Consider the following 16,101-nt stretch of genomic DNA (forward strand, 5'->3'; position numbering starts at 1 on the left):
GCAGGGTCGTATACTGGTTTTACGACTAAAGTAGTTGGCAAATTAGTAGGCACCCCGACCGCCGTACGACTTCATGGGCTACAGATTATTGGCGTATTTTTGCTTTGAGATAAGACAAAATAATATGAATAAACGCTTACTAATCTTGTGGTTGCTGTGTTGCATGGGTGCCAAGTGGCAGCACGGGGTAGGACAGACGTTGGAGCCAACGCCCAACCTTTCGGAGCTTAATACCCCAGTGGGAATAACGTCGGCTATCCAACAGACCGATGGCAAGCACGTCGTAGTAGGCTTTTTCAGTGAGGCCGAAGGGCGCAGGTCGGTGGGGGTGATGCGCTACAATGCCAACCATTCGCCGGATACCAGCTTCAACGCCAACCTGAATGGCAGCCGAGCCGGGGGCGCCCTAAATGTGTCTCAGCTGCCCTCCGGAAAACTGCTGCTGGTTGGGTCCGATACCCTTCGCTACGGCAATCTGACCCGCTTCAACCTGATGCGGCTGAATACCGATGGCTCCCCTGACCCAGGCTTTGACGCTGGTTCTGGGGCCTACGCCGGGGCGGTACGGTACGTTACGGCGATACAGCCCGACGGGAAAATTCTGGTGGGAGGCGACTTTCAGAGTTTTAGCGGCGTAAGCGTCAACCGTCTGTTCCGGCTGCTGCCCAACGGCGCTATGGACCCTGGCTTTGTCCTTCAAGCCCCGCTCAATGCGGCCGTCCGGAGCATTGTCCTGCAGCCGGACGGGAAAATTCTGGTGGGCGGCGCTTTCTCTACCCCGCGTCGCGTTGTTCGGCTGCTGCCCGATGGCTCCGTCGACAATACCTTCAGCTCGCCGGTTACCTCGCCCTTAACTGCAAGCCGAGGCGTTGAACTAATTGGCTTGCAGCCCGATGGGAAAATTATCATCGCCGGCACGCCGATGGGGGCAAGCGGCGGGCTTATCGGCCGGATATTCCGGCTGTTACCCTCGGGGGCTATTGATAATAGCTTCCAGGTCCTGCCCAATACTACGTATGGGCTGGGGCCCTACAACAACTACGGAGGGGGGCAGATTGTCGTGTTGCCGGATGGCCGGATTGTCATAAGTGGTTATGGGTCCATCGGTATCAATGGTACCCAAACGTTGTGGGGCCTGCTGTGCCTGGAGTCAACCGGCGCCCTGAGCACCACGCTTACCAGTATCTTCCAGCCGGGCGAAGCAGGCGTTACGATTAATACCATATTTCGCCAGAGCGACGGGAAGCTGCTACTAGCCTCGTCCAACCCGCTGTTCAGCGGGCAACGCTCATACGTAGCGCTGGTCAATTTGAACGGAACCTACGACACCAGCTTTCAGCCCACCTTGCTGACTACGGGAGCCATTTATAGCACCGTACTGCAGCCCGATGGTCGGATTCTCATCGGGGGCGAATTTGATGAGATTAACGGTACCCGCGTACGGAATCTGGCCCGGCTGAACGCCGACGGTACCGTCGATGCCGGCTTCAGCAGCCAAAGCCTCGTGCGGTATCCGGTCAGCAAAGTAGCCCTGACCAGCAGCGGACAAGTGCTGGCGGCCACAGCTTTTGCATCGACGGCGGCCAACGCTCCGGCCAGCGGTTTGCTGCGCTTTAGCAGTAGCGGGGCACCGGACCCTGCGTTTCAGGCTAGCTTGCCCGGCTCTACCAACCAATTTTCTCAAGTAGTGGTGCAGCCAGATGGTCGTCTGGTCGTAAGTGACGGATTTGGAAGCGTACATCGGTTGCTAGCCAATGGCTCGGCTGATAACAGCTTTACGTCTTACGGACAGAATCTCTGGATATACGCTATCAAGTTGCAGCCTGATGGGAAGATTCTGGTGGCGGGCGACCTGCAGCTTGACGGGTCCGGTTTTCCCTCGTTAGGGTTGATCCGGCTGCTGCCCAACGGGCAAGATGACGCCTCTTTTACGCCGCTCCCGTGGAGTACTAGTTTCAGGCCAACCAGTCTGGCCTTGCAATCCGATGGGAAGATTCTGGCGGCATCTGGTTCGGTTGGGTCAAACCGGAGTCCGGTTATTCGACTTCTGGCGAATGGACAAGCCGACCCGAGCTTCGTGTATCCGGTCGTAACGGCGGCTGGGGACGGTATTTCAGGTATGACGGTGCAGTCCAACGACTTCATTCTGCTGGGCACTACCTATTACCGGCCGTATGGGCGGGCGGCTATCCAGCGGGTGCAGCGTGATGGACAGGTGGATAACAGCTTTGCCCTCACACCAACTCTGGGCGCTATTGCTGATATTTTAATCCAGAATGATGGTAAACTGCTGTTAAGCGGGCCCTTCGTAACAGTTGCTGGTTCTTCCAGACTGCTTTTGGCTCGCTTAACAGCCAGCAACGTGCTGCCGGTTCGAGTGGGCCAGTCACCGGGCGGTGCGTTTACATTCTGGCCAAACCCAACTCAGGGTCGATTGCACATCGTAGCTGATAAGGCACATACCATCCAACTGGTGGATATGACTGGCCGGGTAATCCGTCAACTGCCGGCATCGGCTACTGAAACCACCCTCGACGTGCGCCAACTGCCCGCCGGCGTATACCTGCTGCGCGTCGACTACGCCGATGGCTCCGTAACGCGCCGGGTAGTGCTGGAATAAGCGGAGTTGATCGGCCCGAATGAAAAAGGCGCCGGCGCTGGCCGGGGCCTTTTTTTGCGCCCGATGGCAAGATGGCTGCGGCTTAGGTTTATGTTTGCGAATAAACCGCCTAAGTGGGTAGTAATTTCGTTTACTTGTTATCGAAGTTATTGAGATGATAAGACAGTTTACTAGCTGGTTTGTTGGGTAGTAGGTAAACCTTACACTAACGGTAAGGCCGACCGGGCCGTAGGCTATAGCCTATGCGCTACGTTTCCCTGGATCTTGAAATGACGGGCAACCAACCCGAGCGGCACCAAGTTATCGAGCTGGCCGCCGTGGTGGAGGATACCAAACGGCTCCGGCCCCTGGACGAGCTGCCCACGTTTCGGCGGGCGGTGCGCCACGCCGAGTACATCGGCACGGCCGGGGCGCTGGCGCTGAACGCGCGCCTGCTACAGGAGCTGGCTGACGCACCCGCCGACCAGCCCGACATCTGCTCCGCCGCCGAGCTGCTGCCCCAGCTGCGCGCCTGGCTGCTGACGCAGGGATTCAAGCCGGATAAGAAAGACCGGGTGGCGGTGACGCTGGCCGGCAAGAACATCGGCTCGTTCGACCTGCTGTTTTTGCGCCAGCTGCCCGGTTGGGGCACGCTGGTGCGTGCCGAACCCGCCCTGCTCGACCCGGCCGCGTTCTACCTGAACTGGCGCAAGGACTCGCGCCTGCCCACCATGAGCATCTGCAAGGCCCGCGCCCGGTTCGAGGACCAGACCGTGGCCCACGAGGCCGTAGCCGATGCCCTGGACGTGATTCGGCTGCTGCGGCCCTTCTACGCCCTGCCGGTGTATCAGCAGGTGCCGCCGCGAGGAGAGTAGCCCTACCTTTGACGGATGATGAAAGCCCTACTCCCGGCCGTGGGGGCCGTCTGGACGCTGAGCGTTGCCGTGAAAGCCGGTGTGCAGAGCGACCATTAGGTGAGTGGTGAGCTGGTGAAATAGTGAGTTGACGTTCAGATAGCATCTAAATGCGCAAACGGCCCCGACAACTAGTGTTGCCGGGGCCGTTTGTTTCCTTGATTTGTGGAGTCAGTTGGGGCAGCACGCGCAGTCAGAACGGCACTCACCACTTCACCATCTCACCATTTCACCGCTTACCAGGAGCCCGAGGCACCGCCGCCGCCGGATGAGCCGCCGCCGAAGCCGCCAAACCCTCCGCCGCCACCGCCGCCGAAGCCGCCTCCGCCGAATCCACCGCCGCCAAAGCCGCCCCCGCCGAGAATGATGGGCGGGAAGAAACCGCCGCCGAAGCCGCGGTTGCGGCGTCCGCCGCCCCCGCCTCCGCCGCCACGGCTACGCAGGATCAGGAAAAGCACCAGCAGCCCGATGACCACCCAGAACGTCCAGCTGTGGCCGCCGCCTTCGTCGCCGTAGTCGTCGGAAGTAGCGCGGGGCTCGGCCTTGTACTCACCGGCGGCCAGGGCGAAGAGCCGGTCCACGGCCCCGTCGATGCCATCGTAGTAATGCTCGGCTTTAAAGGCGGGCACCATCACGTTGCTGATAATGCGTTTGGCCAGCGCGTCGGGGATGGAGCCTTCGAGGCCGTAGCCGGTGTGGATGTTGACCTTCCGCTCGTCGCGGGCCACCAGGATGAGCAGGCCGTTGTTCTTGTCTTTCTGCCCGATGCCCCAGCTTTCGAAGAGGCGCTGGGCGTAGTTAGCAATTTCGTCGCCGCCGAGGTTGGGCACCGTCACCACCGCAAACTGCGAGGAGGTGCTGTCGTTGTAGGCCAGCAGCTTCTGCTCCAGCGCCTGCTCCTGCTCGGGCGTGAGCAGGTTAGCCAGGTCGTTGACGAGGCGCGGGGGCGAGGGGCGCGGCGGGACCTGCTGCGCCGAAGCCAGCAGGGCCGACAGCAGCAGGCAGCAGGCCAGCAGCCACGTCAGCAACGCCGGGGGCCGAAGGGAATAGGAGGGGTGGAGTCGGGTCATGGCCGCGGCGGCTTGGGGGCGCCGTAGGAAATGGAGTCGTCCAGTTCGTTCTGGTCGGTGTCGGCGTTGTAGGGGAAGTAGCGGCGCAGCTGCTCGCCGGCCAGCTGAATGCCCTGCTGCAGACCCGTCACGTACTGCTGGCGGCGAAACGCGTCGAGCACCAGCTCCTTGGTCCGCTCCCAGAAGTCGTCGGGCACGGCCGCGTTGATGGCCGCGTCGCCGATGACGGCAAACTGCCGCGTGTGCCACGCCACGTAGAAGAGCACGCCGTTGCGCTGGGCGGTTTTGTGCATGCCCAGCTGGCTGAACACCTGCGCGGCCCGGTCCATGGGCTCGGGCGTGGGGCAGTCTTCTTCCAGATGAACGCGGATTTCGCCCGAAGTAGCCAGCTCGGCCTGCCGGATGGCAGCCACGAGGTCGGCTTCCTGCTGGGGCGTCAGGGGGGAAATCATAAGCTGTGGTCAGTTGTCAGGTGGGAGTTGCCAGTTGTCAGCGCTGAACAGCAAGGATGCGGCCAACCGACAACTGACAACCGACAACCAGATTACTCAAAGTTGACCGTCGGGGCTTTCTGGGCCGAGGCATCGGCTTCGAAGTAGGGCTTTTGGGCGAAGCCGAACATGCCCGCAAACAGGTTGTTGGGGAAGGAGCGCACGTAGGTGTTATACTCGTTGGTGGCGTCGTTGAACTTCTGGCGCTCCACGTTGATGCGGTTTTCGGTGCCCTCGATCTGGGCCTGCAGCTCCTGGAAGTTGGCGTTGGCCTTCAGGTCGGGGTAGTTTTCCGACACGGCCAGCAGGCGGCCCAGTCCGGCCGACACCTGGCTCTGGGCTTCCTGGAATTTCTTGAGGTTTTCGGGCGTGAGCTGGTCGGCCGAGAGCTGCACGCTGGTAGCCTTGGCGCGGGCTTCCACCACCTGCGTCAGCGTCGACCGCTCGAAGTTGGCGGCGCCCTTCACCGTATTCACCAGGTTCGGAATCAGGTCGGAGCGGCGCTGGTAGCTGTTCTGCACGTTGGCCCACTGGCCTTTCACTTTCTGGTCCAGCTCGACCATGGTGTTGTAGCCGCACGACGACTGCGAGAGCAGCACAAACAGGCCGGCAAAGTAGAGGAGGAAGCGTTTCATGGGGATTTGCGGTTGGAAGGAGGTTGGAATGAGGGGGAAGAATGGGGTGCCTGGCTGGAACAAATGCCGCCGAAGCGGTTATTACGGCCGCGGCTGCGCTGCAAAGTACGGATTCATAGCACGGCGGTTATATACCACGCGCTCCGGCCACGAATCCTTATTTTGCAGGCGCGTCTTGCCAATGAGTGAGTTGGTGAATAAGCGAATGAGTGCTTGCTCTGAATCAGCAGCTACCGGCTGGTGATTCATGCAGAAACTTGCTCGGCTTCATTCACTCATTCACTCAGTTGCTCATCCACTCATTGACTGCATGAAAGCCATTATCCCCGTTGCGGGCATCGGGTCGCGTTTGCGGCCGCACACCCACACCCAGCCCAAGTCGCTGGTGCCGGTGGCGGGCACGCCCATTCTGGGCCACATCATTGACCGGCTGGTGGCCGCGGGCATTCAGGATTTCGTGTTCATCGTCGGTTACCTCGGCGAGAAAGTGGAGCGCTACGTGCGCCGCTGCTACCCCCAGCTGCGCGTCGATTTCGTGGTGCAGGAGCCGCGCGAGGGCATCGGCCACGCGCTGTGGCTGGCCCGTGAGAAGTTTCAGCACGAGCAGGAGCCCATCCTCATACAGCTCGGCGACACCATCGTCGACGTGGATTTGCGCGAAATCATCAACCGCCAGGGCACCGTGCTGGCCGTGAAGGAAGTGAAGACGCCCTCAGCCTTCGGGGTGGTGGAAACCGGCCCCGGCGGCCGCGTGACCAAGGCTGTGGAAAAGCCGCGCATCCCGAAGTCCAACTATGCCCTCGTCGGCCTCTACCGCATCGACAACCCCGCCTGGCTGGCCTCGGCCTTGGAGCGCATCATCGAGGAAGACCGCCGTACCCACCACGAGTTCTACCTCACCGACGCGCTGATGCTCATGATTGAGCAGGGCGCCGAAATGACCACCTGGGTGGTCGACAGCTGGTTTGACTGCGGCCGTAAGGACACCCTGCTCGAAGCCAACGCCCGCCTGCTCAACCGCCCCGAGCACCTGCAGCCCGCCGAGGAGTACTCCTTCCCGAATACGGTCATCATTCCGCCCGTCAGCATCGCCCGCGACTGCGCCATCAGCAACAGCATTATCGGCCCGAACGTGGCCATCGGCGAGCGGACCATTATTCAGAATACCATCCTGAGCAACAGTATCATCGGGGCCTACTCCGAGCTGCGCTCCGCCGTCATGCACGACTGCATCGTGGGCTCCGACGCCTCCTTCCGCGGCCTCAACCACAGCCTGAACATCGGCGACAACACCGAAATCGACTACACGGTAACGAGTAGCTGAGCAGGCGGCCGCACCGGCAGTCATTGCGAGCGAAGCGAAGCAATCCTTCCTCCAGTAGCACCTTCGAAGCAATACCTACAAACCGAAAACAGTTCCGCCCGAAACCAAGTAACTATGGTTGCGGGCGGTGCTGTTTTCGGCTTCTGCCAGTTGGGCCGTCGTGCCGCGAGAGGAAAGATTGCTTCGCTTCGCTCGCAATGACGGCGGGGTGAGCCGTTGCTTCACGGCGACAACATGCCGGGCTCCACGCTGGCTTCCCACTCCTGCTGCAGCTGCTCGGCCACGGCGTCGGAGCCGGTGAGCCATTCGAGGGCGGTGGTAGGGTCGGCGAAGAACTGCAGCATGCGCTGCAGCGAGTGACCCACCGGCAGCAGGCCTTCGAGCACCATCAGGTTGTAGGGGTCGTCGGCCACGACGGCAATGCGGCGCACGTCGGTATCGGCCAGGGCCGGAATCCAAGTTTCTTCCAGCCAGAGCTGATCCTCTACCGCCAGCGGGGCGGCGCTCAGCTCCACCAGCCAGCAGGTGGCGTGGTACTGCTGAGCCAGCTCCAGCAACGACTCGTGCACGCTCTGGAAAAGGCTCAGCCCGGCAAACCGTTCGACGCCATTCCAGCGGTGCCGCAGCAGGCCCCGGTCCCAGTCGTGCTGCACGCACACAAAATCACTGACGGTGTAAATCATATCGGTGGAGTACAGCTTCTAGCGTGAATCAAATTGTACGCAATGGCTCGGCCGTTGGATTGGTAAATAAAAGGGTGTTTTATCATTTTGCGAGGTAAATAACAAAGGGAATGTGCGCTGGCTGAGTCTAATCGTTGTTTCATTATGGGAAGGTGTTTGGGGAAATAAAATTTTCTCGTGATTCAAGCGTTCCAAAGCACAACCTCTTTCCCGCCTCAGCAGTACGCTGCTTTGCGCCGCCGCGTGGCGGTGCGTATGTTCGGACCGATGCGCATTCCCTTCTTCGTCCGCCACGCCCTGCCGGCCGCGGCCCTGCTGCTGGCCGGCTGCTATTCCCGCTCCGATATCCAGCAGGAACAACAAGCTGAAACCCCGACCCAAACCGAAAAACCCGCGCCGGCCCAAGCGGCCGAAACCAGCAAACCCGCCCCCAAAGCGCCGGCCGCAGCTACCGTGGGCTTTCCGCGGGTCAACGTCTTTCTGGAAGTATCGGGCTCCATGCAGGGCTTCATGCCCGCCACCGGCGCCGACGCCCGCACCACCCAGTTTCAGCAGCAGGTATCGGAGTGGCTGTCGGGGCTGGAGCGCGACCAGCGCGTACAGCAGCGCCGCTATTTCCGCATTGCCGACCGGCCCCTGACCGACTCCTACCGCGCCCTGAGCGAAACCGTGCGCCGCGGCATCAGCCAGCCGGCCAAGAGCACCAGCATTCCGGCCATCCTCGACACGGTAGCCAACCGCTACCTCAATGACGGAGCCGTCAGCGTCATCATTTCTGACTTCATCTACTCGCCCGAGCGCCCGGGCGACGTACCCTACATCAACACCGACATTGCCGACGCGCTGGCCCGCAGCCGCAAGGACCTGGCCGTGTCGGTCTACGGCCTGACTTCCGACTTCCACGGGACCTACTACCCGGCCATGAAGGGCCGCGTGGGCAAAGTGCCCAACTGCTGCCCCGAGCCCGTACCGTATTATATGTGGGTGCTGGGCCCAGCCGAGCTGGTCGGGCAGTTCGACGCTTCCCTAATGAAAGGCCTGCCGGGCGAGCAGGCGCACTTCGGCCTGCCGGCGCTGACCGTGCCCAACTCGGTGCTCAGCCGCTACGGGCGCAAGGGCAGCTGGTTTGTAGCCGACGCGGGCAAGCAGGCCGGCGCCTCCGGCCACACCGTCGCCGTTGAAGAAGCTTCCGTGCAGGAGCCGGCCGAGTTTGTGGTCGGGCTGGATCTGAACCAGCTGCCGGAGCTGTTCCAGACGCCGGCCTACCTACAGAAGAACCTCACCCTGCGCGGCAACACCACCGAGGCCAAAGTGCTGAAAGTGGAAGCCGCCACCGAAGCCACCAAGCGAAGCGGTGGCCCCGAAGCGGCCTACACGCACTTCGTGACGGTGCGCGTGACCGGCAAACCCCGCAGCGAGCAGCAACTGACGCTGGCCCTGCCCGCCGCCCGGCCCACCTGGGTGGAAAAATGGACCACCACCGATGACTCGCGTCCTGGCCCTCAGACCTTTGCCCTCAGCCGCCAGCTCGACGGCCTGCAGAAGCTGCTGGCCGGCCGACAGGCTGGCACGAATGCTGCCGATGTGCTGCGCGTGCCGCTGACCATCCAGCCGGATTAAGCGTACTACAACTCGGTTAAGCCGTTTCGCGCACTCCCCTTCACCTGTCTTCTCTCGGCTACCCAGCCTTACGCCCCACTCCTAAGCCCTCCTCCGAATGAAAGGCTTCTTTCGCGCTTTGTACGAAGTCATCGGCTCGCCGCAGCCCTCCTCCGAAGTGCCCGTGTACCGCGAGGTCATCTTCCCCAACATCGGCCTGCTGAACCTGGGCATCACGCTGGCGCTGCTGGTGCTGTTTTACCTGGTCATCAACCGCTGGATGCGCGTGGCCACCTTCAGCCGGCCCAGCCACTGGGCCATCATGCTGCTGCTGAACGTCATCATTGCCTTCGTCATCGTGCTGGCCCAAGTGAACGGGCAGAACGTGGTGTCGCACTCCTACGTGTACTGGCTGGCGTTGCTGAATGCTCTGTACGCGGCGCTGTTCTTCTTCCTCTTCTCCCTGATTTTCCGCAAGCTGTCCGTCAATGCCAGCACGACGCCGTTTTAAATTTTTCGTAGTCTGCCTATGAAACCTCGATTTCCATTGATAATGGTTGGCAGCCAGCCTATAAACTGGCTGTGCATCGTGGAAAGCGAGGATGAATTGGGCAGCGCAAACGCTGGATACGTAGCGGGCCGCCGTTGGGAAAAGGAAATCTTCTACGATTCGGAAGGCATACTTTGGTCGCGGCAGCTGCTAGGTGTCAAGCAGCCGAACTGGCTAGCAAAGCTGCTCAACTCGAAGATGCAAGTAGCCTCGGAGTGGGTGCGTCAGGCGGCGTATTCGCTTGCGGAGCTGAAACAGGCCGTGCGCGACTGTATTAACGACGATGACGACGTTTTAACTCAGTTCGTCGACGCTGACGAACTAATCCAGCGGGTTGATTCCGCAATAAGCTTTGAAAACATCCGCGCTATCCTCTGGGCCAGCGCGAACAACGATGAAGCCCTGACCTCGGACGAGGTGGCTTCCTCTTCAGACCAGACGAATGGCTAAACTCTTTCTTTTCGGCATCGGCGGCACCGGCTCCCGGGTGGTCCGCTCCCTGACGATGCTGCTGGCCGCGGGCGTGGATTTGCCCAACTGCCAGCAGGTGGTGCCCATCATCATCGACCCGGACGCGCAGAACGCGGACATGAACCGCACCGTGCAGCTGCTGCAAACCTACCAGCAGATTCACAAGCGCATGGGGCCGCGCGAGGAGGGTTTCTTCAAAACCGACATCAGCACGCTCTCCTCGATCAGTCAGGACGTGAACGGCTCGGTGAAGGACACCTTCGTGTTCGACTTCGGCGGCATCAACCGCTCCTTCCGCGACTACCTGGGCTACAACAACCTGCCGGTGGAGTCGAAGGCGCTGGTGGAGGCGCTGTTTACCCAGGACAACCTGGAAAGCCCGCTGACCATCGGGTTCCGCGGCTCGCCCAACGTGGGCTCGGTGGTGCTGAACCGCATCGTGGAGTCGCCGGAAATGCGGTTTTTCGCCGACAACTTCCAGCAGGACGACCGGGTGTTCTTCATCAGCAGCATCTTCGGCGGCACTGGCGCCTCGGGCTTCCCGCTGCTGCTCAAGAACCTGAAGGACCCCAATACCCGCCTCTCGAACGCCCGCTACCTGCGCGACGCGCTGACCGGGGCCGTGACGGTGATGCCCTACTTCGCCCTGCAGAGCGAGGACAACCAGGTCATCGACTCCAACAACTTCCTGACCAAGACCAAGGCGGCCCTCGGCTACTACGAAAACCACCTGCAGGGCCTCGACGCGCTCTACTACCTAGCCGACACGCCCGACACGCCCTACGACAACCAGCCGGGCGGCACCGGGCAGCGCAACAAGGCCCACATCATCGAGCTGCTGGCCGCCCTGAGCATCGTGGATTTCATGAGCTACTCGGCCGCCGACATCCGCTCGAACAACGGCCCGCTGTTTCACGAGTACGGCCTCGACGCCGACACGCCGGACGTGCAGTTTCAGCACCTGCCCACCGAAACCAAGGAGCAGGTGGCGCAGCACCTGACGCAGCTGCTGTACTTCTCGCGCTACCACAAGCAGCACATGGGCACCGACGAGGCGCCCTACGCCAAGAACCTGAACCTGCAGTACGCGCAGAAAAACGAGCCCATTTTCCGCCAGCTCGACCAGTTCCTGCACAGCCCCGACTTTGGCGTGGACGCCTGGCTGACCGAGCTGAGCCAGAACCGCCGCTCCTTCCGCCCCTTCGACCTGAACACCGACGACTTCAACCTGATGATTCAGGGCAAGCCGATTGAAACGGGCTTTTTCAGCAAAGGCATCAGCCGCAACTACCTGCTTGACGCGCTGAACACCCGCGAAAAGAAGGTGCAGGACGCCGACAACTTCCGCAAGCTCATCACCCTGATGTACGACGTGACGGATGAGGCGTTCAAGGATAAGGTGAAGGTGGTGTAAGCCCGCAGCCCAGCACGTCATGCTGAGCTTGTCGAAGCATCTCTACCGCTTCATCGATTTGCTTCAACAAGCCCACAAAAACGTAGGTCAAAATGACTCCTGACGACATCAGCATAGTTCATCAGTTTGTAGACGATGCGTTGGACTCCTGGCACGGAGCTGGTGTTATGAACGTACCATATCCTGACATGCCTACAGAAATGCGGGATGAAGCAGGGGTTGTACATGATAGTGACGCTGTTTCTTGGAAGCCAATACCTAGCACTGCAGCTGACTCGGATATTAAGGAGCTAGAAGACAGAATAAACCTGCGGTATCCCGACTTATACAAGGAGTTCCTACAGTACAAACACTTCTACGACCTATGGTCGCAAAAGGAAATAAACTTCTTCAGCCACGGCATCTATGATTGGAAGGAAGAGTTGTTTGACCGCTATTTCAATTCTTGGGACCCTGCTAAGCTGATAGGTCAAGGCTATATCTATTTCGCCGACTATTCAGATTGGGGAATGGTGTGCTTTGATACCAATAACCAGAATCAAGAGGATGGTGATTGTCCAATCATCATGATTGACCATGACTTATTGTATGACGAGCCACTTCCAATGGAAACTCTGTATCCCTCTTTCGCAGATATGATGCGGAGCTTACGAGAAGAGCAAATAAACCCTACCCAGTACGAAGACTAGCGGTAGAGATGCTTCGACAAGCTCAGCATAACGCCCGCCGATAATCGTTCAACGATTGTCAACCACCCCGCCCTTCGGGCACCCCTCCTCGTCTGAGGAGGGGAGTTCGTTCTTCTAAACCGACTTCCTCCTTCGCATGCCCAAAGTCCTTCGCCTGCACAACAGCGGCTCGCAGCAAATCCAGGGCTGGCAACAGACCGGTCCGCTCACGAGCACCGAAATCAACACCATCACCGACCCCACGGGCGGCCGCACGCGCAACCTGGCGGTGTCCATCCCGACGCCCTTCGCGCGGATGCACCTCTTCGAAACCGCGTTTGACTTCGTGGCCCGGGAAGGCTCGCGCAACCCCAATTCGGTGTACCACGAGCTGGTGTCGCACTACTGGGACCTGCTGGAGTTGCTCTACAACCACCACCTCTACTCCCAGGCCGGCCGCCGCATCACGCTGCGCCGCTGGAACGCCGAGGCCGAGCTGGGCCGCATGCAGCAGGACCCGAACACCCGCCTGCTGGGCGAAACCTTGCGCCTGTTCTGGCAGGACGAGCGGTTCCGCGAGACGCCCGACCTGTACCTGATTTTCTACGAGTCGCCAGGCTTGGCGGGCGGGCCGCGCCTGCTGGGCGGCACCTCGCCGCTGACCCTGCTCTTCACCGCGCCCGCCGTGCCGGTGCTCGACGTGGAGCGCCCCCGCGCTGGCGGCCGCTACTTCGACCAGCAGTACGTGGCCCTGGAGCAGCGCGACCCGCAGTTCCAGGACTTCGTCTACGAGCTGTTTCTGACCTTCCCGCGCCTGCAGGACCGCAACTTCGCCCACCGCGTCTTTGCCGTGCTCGACCGCAACCGCATCAGCCAGATGCAGCTGACCGGCGACCGGAACGCCCAGCAGTTCAGCACCCGCTACCCCGGCCTGACCGACGCGCAGGGCAACCCGGCCTACGTGCGCAACATCCCGCTGCCCGGCCGCGCCGACCAGACGGCCGTCGTGTCGTCGGACCTGTTCATCCAGCCCACCCGCGACCTGGCGCCCGGTCAGGTGAAGCCGCTGGTGCTGCGCCCCAACCTGGCCATGGGCGGCGTGAACTACCTGAACGGCCAGCCCTGGGACGACCGCACCGTGGTGCCCTACGTGGACGAGCAGCCCATGAGCAGCCGCGTGCTGCCCGGCAAGGGCTTCAAGTACCCGTACCTGACCGTGGGCGACCTGCTGGCTGATTCGCTGGTGGAGCTGCCCTACGAGCTGAACGGGGAGCGGTACCACACCGGCCGCGTGACGTTCCAGTACGGGGCTGATTCGCAGGGCCGGGCGCGGTTTCCGTACCTGCTGCCCCTGCAGCCGGCCTTCTTCGAGTACTTCACCGAGCACGACCTGGCCGAGCTGCTGCATTTCACCATCGACCTGAACCACGTGCGCGTGAGTTTGCGGGTGCCGGTGCAGCAGGGGCGCTTCATCACCCTGGAGCGCAGCTACTATACCAACCCGCAGAACCCCAAGGACGAGCTGGGCCGCGAGATTCCCGAGAAGGGCCGCATCGTGCGGGCCAACGTGGGGCTGGGCGTGTTCCCGTTCTACAAGTTCCGCCAGCAGCCCGAGTACAACGACCTGTACAAGGTGATGCTGGTCGACGCCGACAACGGCCCGGCCCAGCTGCAGAAGCAGTACGCGGTGGAGTTTTTCGTGGGCGGGGAGCGGATTACCGACCAGGGCGCCGCTCGCCGCGCCACCCGCTACGAGCGGACGCGCAAGAGCATCAGCACCGCTGGCAGCACCTACTACGAAGTCACCGGCACGCATTTCGACGTGGCCGAGCTGGTGTGCCCGGCCGGGCCCGGTCTGCCGCCGGCCCGCGGGCTGATGGTGCCGCGCTGGAAGGAGCTGGACCGCGGCACCCGCCGCTTCACCTTCGCCGTCGACTTCGGTACCACCAACACCCACATTGCCTACTCCGACGGCCCCAGCAGCCACCCGCGCCCGCTCAGCATCGGCGAGCTGGACCAGCAGGTCATCTGGCTGCACGCCCCGCTGCCCGACCTGGGCCTTTCGCCCTACCAGCGCTACCGCCAGGGCGCGCAGCAGCTGTGGGCGCAGATTGCCGAGCTGCAGAACCGCGAGTTCGTGCCCTCCTTCGTGGGCGAGGGCGGCGCGGCCTACGCCTTCCCGGTGCGCACCGCGGTGTGCGAGACGAGCACCTTCCCCAACGAGCCGGCGCGGGTGCTGGGCAACATCAACATCGGCTTCAGCATCAACACCGAAAACACCGCCGAGCTGCCCCAGAACCGCTTCGTGACCAACCTGAAGTGGTCGGCCGAGCTGGACCCGAGCGGGGTGACGCGCATCGAAGCCTTCTTCCGCGAGGTGATGCTGCTGCTCAAGCACAAGACGGCCCTGAACGGCGGCATTATGGAAGACACCCGCGTGGTGTGGTTTGCTCCGCTGAGCTTCGACGCCTTTTTGCGCAACCAGTTCAAGGACAAATGGGACCAGGCCTTCCAGCAGGTGTTCCGCACCCGCCGCGAGACGCTGACGCTGACCGAATCGGTGGCGCCGTACTACTACCTCACGGCCACCAACCAAGTGGTGCCCAGCCGGGATGAGAACGTGGTCAACATCGACATCGGGGGCGGCACCACCGACCTGCTGGTGTTTGCCGACTCGCGCCCAGCCTACAGCACCTCCTTCCGCTTCGCCGGCAACGACCTGTGGGGCGACGGCTACGCCCGCGTGCAGGGCGCGCCCAAGCAGAACGGCCTGCTACGCCTCGGCGTAGGTCACGTGGAGAGCCTGCCCGACTCGGAGCAGAACCAGGAGTTCAAGGGCTACCTGCGCGCCGCGCTGAGCAACAACGACTTCGGCTCGGCCGACGTGACCTCGCTGCTCTTCCTCTACGACGAGGCCCTGCGCTTCTCGCAGAGCCTGGCCTTGGGCAAGGGCCGGCAGCTGCGGGTGCTCTTCTACCTGCACTACACCAGCATCATCTACCACGTGGGCCAGCTCACCCAGCACCTGGGCCTGAAGCTGCCGCGCTACCTGTGCTTCTCGGGCAAGGGCAGCCTGTACCTGCGCCTGCTGGCCGGCGGCAGCAGCATGGGCGCCATCGAGCGGATTTCCAAGGCCGTGCTCAAAGCCGTAACCGGCGTGGAGCCCCCGCAGAATTTCCGCGTCATCCTGGCCGACAACCCCAAGGAAGCCACCACCAACGGCGGCGTGCTGTTCGAGGAAAGCCAGTCGGTACCCGACGTGGACAGCATCAAGAACATCCGCCTACTCGGCTCGGAAGCCGGCCCCGAAATCGGTGGCCTGCGCCTGAAAGCCCGCGGCGTGGACGCCGACATGCGCGCGGCCGTGCTCGACAACATGCGCAAGTTCCTGGAGCTGGTGCTCGTCAACGAAGACGTAGCCCCGCTCATGCGCGAAGTCGGGGTGGACATCGACCGGGCCCGCGTGCTCGACTTCATGACCCGCGAGGTGGAGGACAGCCTGAACCTGGGGCTGCACCAGCTGGAGCGCACCCTGGGCTCGGAGGAAACCCTGCCCGAGACGCTGTTCTTCCTGCCGCTGAAGCAGTCCTTGTTCAACCTCGGCCGGGACTTGCTGCAAGGCTAAGCCAGAACGTCAAGCTCCCCTCCTCAGACGAGGAGGGGACGCTTTGGCCGCAGGCCAA

13 protein-coding genes are annotated in these 16,101 nt (G+C 61.9%); 9 read left to right on the forward strand and 4 right to left on the reverse strand.

The features are described 5' to 3' along the window. Window positions 1-73 precede the first annotated feature (73 nt). Window positions 74-2,620, forward strand: coding sequence for a T9SS type A sorting domain-containing protein (locus FDY95_RS06030; protein ID WP_138075848.1), 2,547 nt, complete (start codon window positions 74-76; stop codon window positions 2,618-2,620). Between the two features lie 242 nt (window positions 2,621-2,862). After that, window positions 2,863-3,474 carry a 3'-5' exonuclease family protein gene (locus tag FDY95_RS06035; RefSeq protein ID WP_138075849.1) on the forward strand — a complete coding sequence of 204 codons (612 nt, stop codon included), beginning with the start codon at window positions 2,863-2,865 and terminating at the stop codon, window positions 3,472-3,474. Between the two features lie 275 nt (window positions 3,475-3,749). Here FDY95_RS06035 and FDY95_RS06040 read toward each other — a convergent pair whose 3' ends face one another. From FDY95_RS06040 to FDY95_RS06050, 3 genes are all read right to left on the reverse strand, one after another. Continuing rightward, window positions 3,750-4,583: a TPM domain-containing protein gene (locus tag FDY95_RS06040; protein ID WP_138075850.1), complete on the reverse strand. Its 834-nt coding sequence runs from the start codon at window positions 4,581-4,583 to the stop codon at window positions 3,750-3,752. Beyond that, a complete protein-coding gene (locus tag FDY95_RS06045) occupies window positions 4,580-5,035 on the reverse strand; it encodes a TPM domain-containing protein (RefSeq protein ID WP_171025552.1) in 456 nt (151 codons plus the stop codon). Before FDY95_RS06045 ends, FDY95_RS06040 begins: the two co-directional genes overlap by 4 nt. Before the next feature lie 92 nt (window positions 5,036-5,127). Beyond that, window positions 5,128-5,709: a LemA family protein gene (locus FDY95_RS06050; RefSeq protein ID WP_138075851.1), complete on the reverse strand. Its 582-nt coding sequence runs from the start codon at window positions 5,707-5,709 to the stop codon at window positions 5,128-5,130. A gap of 310 nt (window positions 5,710-6,019) precedes the next feature. Between FDY95_RS06050 and FDY95_RS06055 the strand changes: the two genes are divergently transcribed. Further along, window positions 6,020-7,033 (forward strand): sugar phosphate nucleotidyltransferase, encoded by a 1,014-nt coding sequence (locus FDY95_RS06055; RefSeq protein WP_138075852.1) that lies wholly within the window; start codon window positions 6,020-6,022, stop codon window positions 7,031-7,033. A 221-nt stretch (window positions 7,034-7,254) separates the two neighbouring features. Here FDY95_RS06055 and FDY95_RS06060 read toward each other — a convergent pair whose 3' ends face one another. Beyond that, complete coding sequence (locus FDY95_RS06060) at window positions 7,255-7,716, reverse strand: hypothetical protein (protein ID WP_138075853.1); 462 nt, start codon at window positions 7,714-7,716, stop codon at window positions 7,255-7,257. Between the two features lie 267 nt (window positions 7,717-7,983). Between FDY95_RS06060 and FDY95_RS06065 the strand changes: the two genes are divergently transcribed. From FDY95_RS06065 to FDY95_RS06090, 6 genes are all read left to right on the forward strand, one after another. Continuing rightward, window positions 7,984-9,336 carry a hypothetical protein gene (locus FDY95_RS06065; protein WP_138075854.1) on the forward strand — a complete coding sequence of 451 codons (1,353 nt, stop codon included), beginning with the start codon at window positions 7,984-7,986 and terminating at the stop codon, window positions 9,334-9,336. A gap of 97 nt (window positions 9,337-9,433) precedes the next feature. Next, window positions 9,434-9,826: a hypothetical protein gene (locus tag FDY95_RS06070; RefSeq protein WP_138075855.1), complete on the forward strand. Its 393-nt coding sequence runs from the start codon at window positions 9,434-9,436 to the stop codon at window positions 9,824-9,826. An 18-nt stretch (window positions 9,827-9,844) separates the two neighbouring features. Next, window positions 9,845-10,315: a hypothetical protein gene (locus FDY95_RS06075; RefSeq protein WP_138075856.1), complete on the forward strand. Its 471-nt coding sequence runs from the start codon at window positions 9,845-9,847 to the stop codon at window positions 10,313-10,315. Next, window positions 10,308-11,750: an FtsZ/tubulin family protein gene (locus tag FDY95_RS06080; protein WP_138075857.1), complete on the forward strand. Its 1,443-nt coding sequence runs from the start codon at window positions 10,308-10,310 to the stop codon at window positions 11,748-11,750. The genes FDY95_RS06075 and FDY95_RS06080 overlap by 8 nt, the downstream gene beginning before the upstream one ends. 92 nt (window positions 11,751-11,842) lie before the next feature. Further along, window positions 11,843-12,439, forward strand: coding sequence for an SMI1/KNR4 family protein (locus FDY95_RS06085; RefSeq protein ID WP_138075858.1), 597 nt, complete (start codon window positions 11,843-11,845; stop codon window positions 12,437-12,439). 136 nt (window positions 12,440-12,575) lie between these two features. Beyond that, the gene (locus FDY95_RS06090) at window positions 12,576-16,043 is read left to right on the forward strand and encodes an acetate and sugar kinases/Hsc70/actin family protein (RefSeq protein WP_138075859.1); all 3,468 of its coding nucleotides are present in this window, start codon (window positions 12,576-12,578) and stop codon (window positions 16,041-16,043) included. Window positions 16,044-16,101 lie beyond the last annotated feature (58 nt).

Source organism: Hymenobacter jeollabukensis (assembly GCF_005771675.1).
Taxonomy (GTDB): Bacteria; Bacteroidota; Bacteroidia; order Cytophagales; family Hymenobacteraceae; genus Solirubrum; species Solirubrum jeollabukense.

Coding starts and splice junctions, on each gene's coding strand:
- FDY95_RS06035 (WP_138075849.1), top strand. CDS start 2,863: ATGCGCTACGTTTCCCTGGATCTTGAAATGACGGGCAACCAACCCGAG.
- FDY95_RS06075 (WP_138075856.1), top strand. CDS start 9,845: ATGAAACCTCGATTTCCATTGATAATGGTTGGCAGCCAGCCTATAAAC.
- FDY95_RS06080 (WP_138075857.1), top strand. CDS start 10,308: ATGGCTAAACTCTTTCTTTTCGGCATCGGCGGCACCGGCTCCCGGGTG.
- FDY95_RS06045 (WP_171025552.1), bottom strand. CDS start 5,035: ATGATTTCCCCCCTGACGCCCCAGCAGGAAGCCGACCTCGTGGCTGCC.
- FDY95_RS06040 (WP_138075850.1), bottom strand. CDS start 4,583: ATGACCCGACTCCACCCCTCCTATTCCCTTCGGCCCCCGGCGTTGCTG.
- FDY95_RS06070 (WP_138075855.1), top strand. CDS start 9,434: ATGAAAGGCTTCTTTCGCGCTTTGTACGAAGTCATCGGCTCGCCGCAG.
- FDY95_RS06030 (WP_138075848.1), top strand. CDS start 74: ATGGGCTACAGATTATTGGCGTATTTTTGCTTTGAGATAAGACAAAAT.
- FDY95_RS06050 (WP_138075851.1), bottom strand. CDS start 5,709: ATGAAACGCTTCCTCCTCTACTTTGCCGGCCTGTTTGTGCTGCTCTCG.
- FDY95_RS06055 (WP_138075852.1), top strand. CDS start 6,020: ATGAAAGCCATTATCCCCGTTGCGGGCATCGGGTCGCGTTTGCGGCCG.
- FDY95_RS06085 (WP_138075858.1), top strand. CDS start 11,843: ATGACTCCTGACGACATCAGCATAGTTCATCAGTTTGTAGACGATGCG.
- FDY95_RS06065 (WP_138075854.1), top strand. CDS start 7,984: ATGCGCATTCCCTTCTTCGTCCGCCACGCCCTGCCGGCCGCGGCCCTG.
- FDY95_RS06060 (WP_138075853.1), bottom strand. CDS start 7,716: ATGATTTACACCGTCAGTGATTTTGTGTGCGTGCAGCACGACTGGGAC.
- FDY95_RS06090 (WP_138075859.1), top strand. CDS start 12,576: ATGCCCAAAGTCCTTCGCCTGCACAACAGCGGCTCGCAGCAAATCCAG.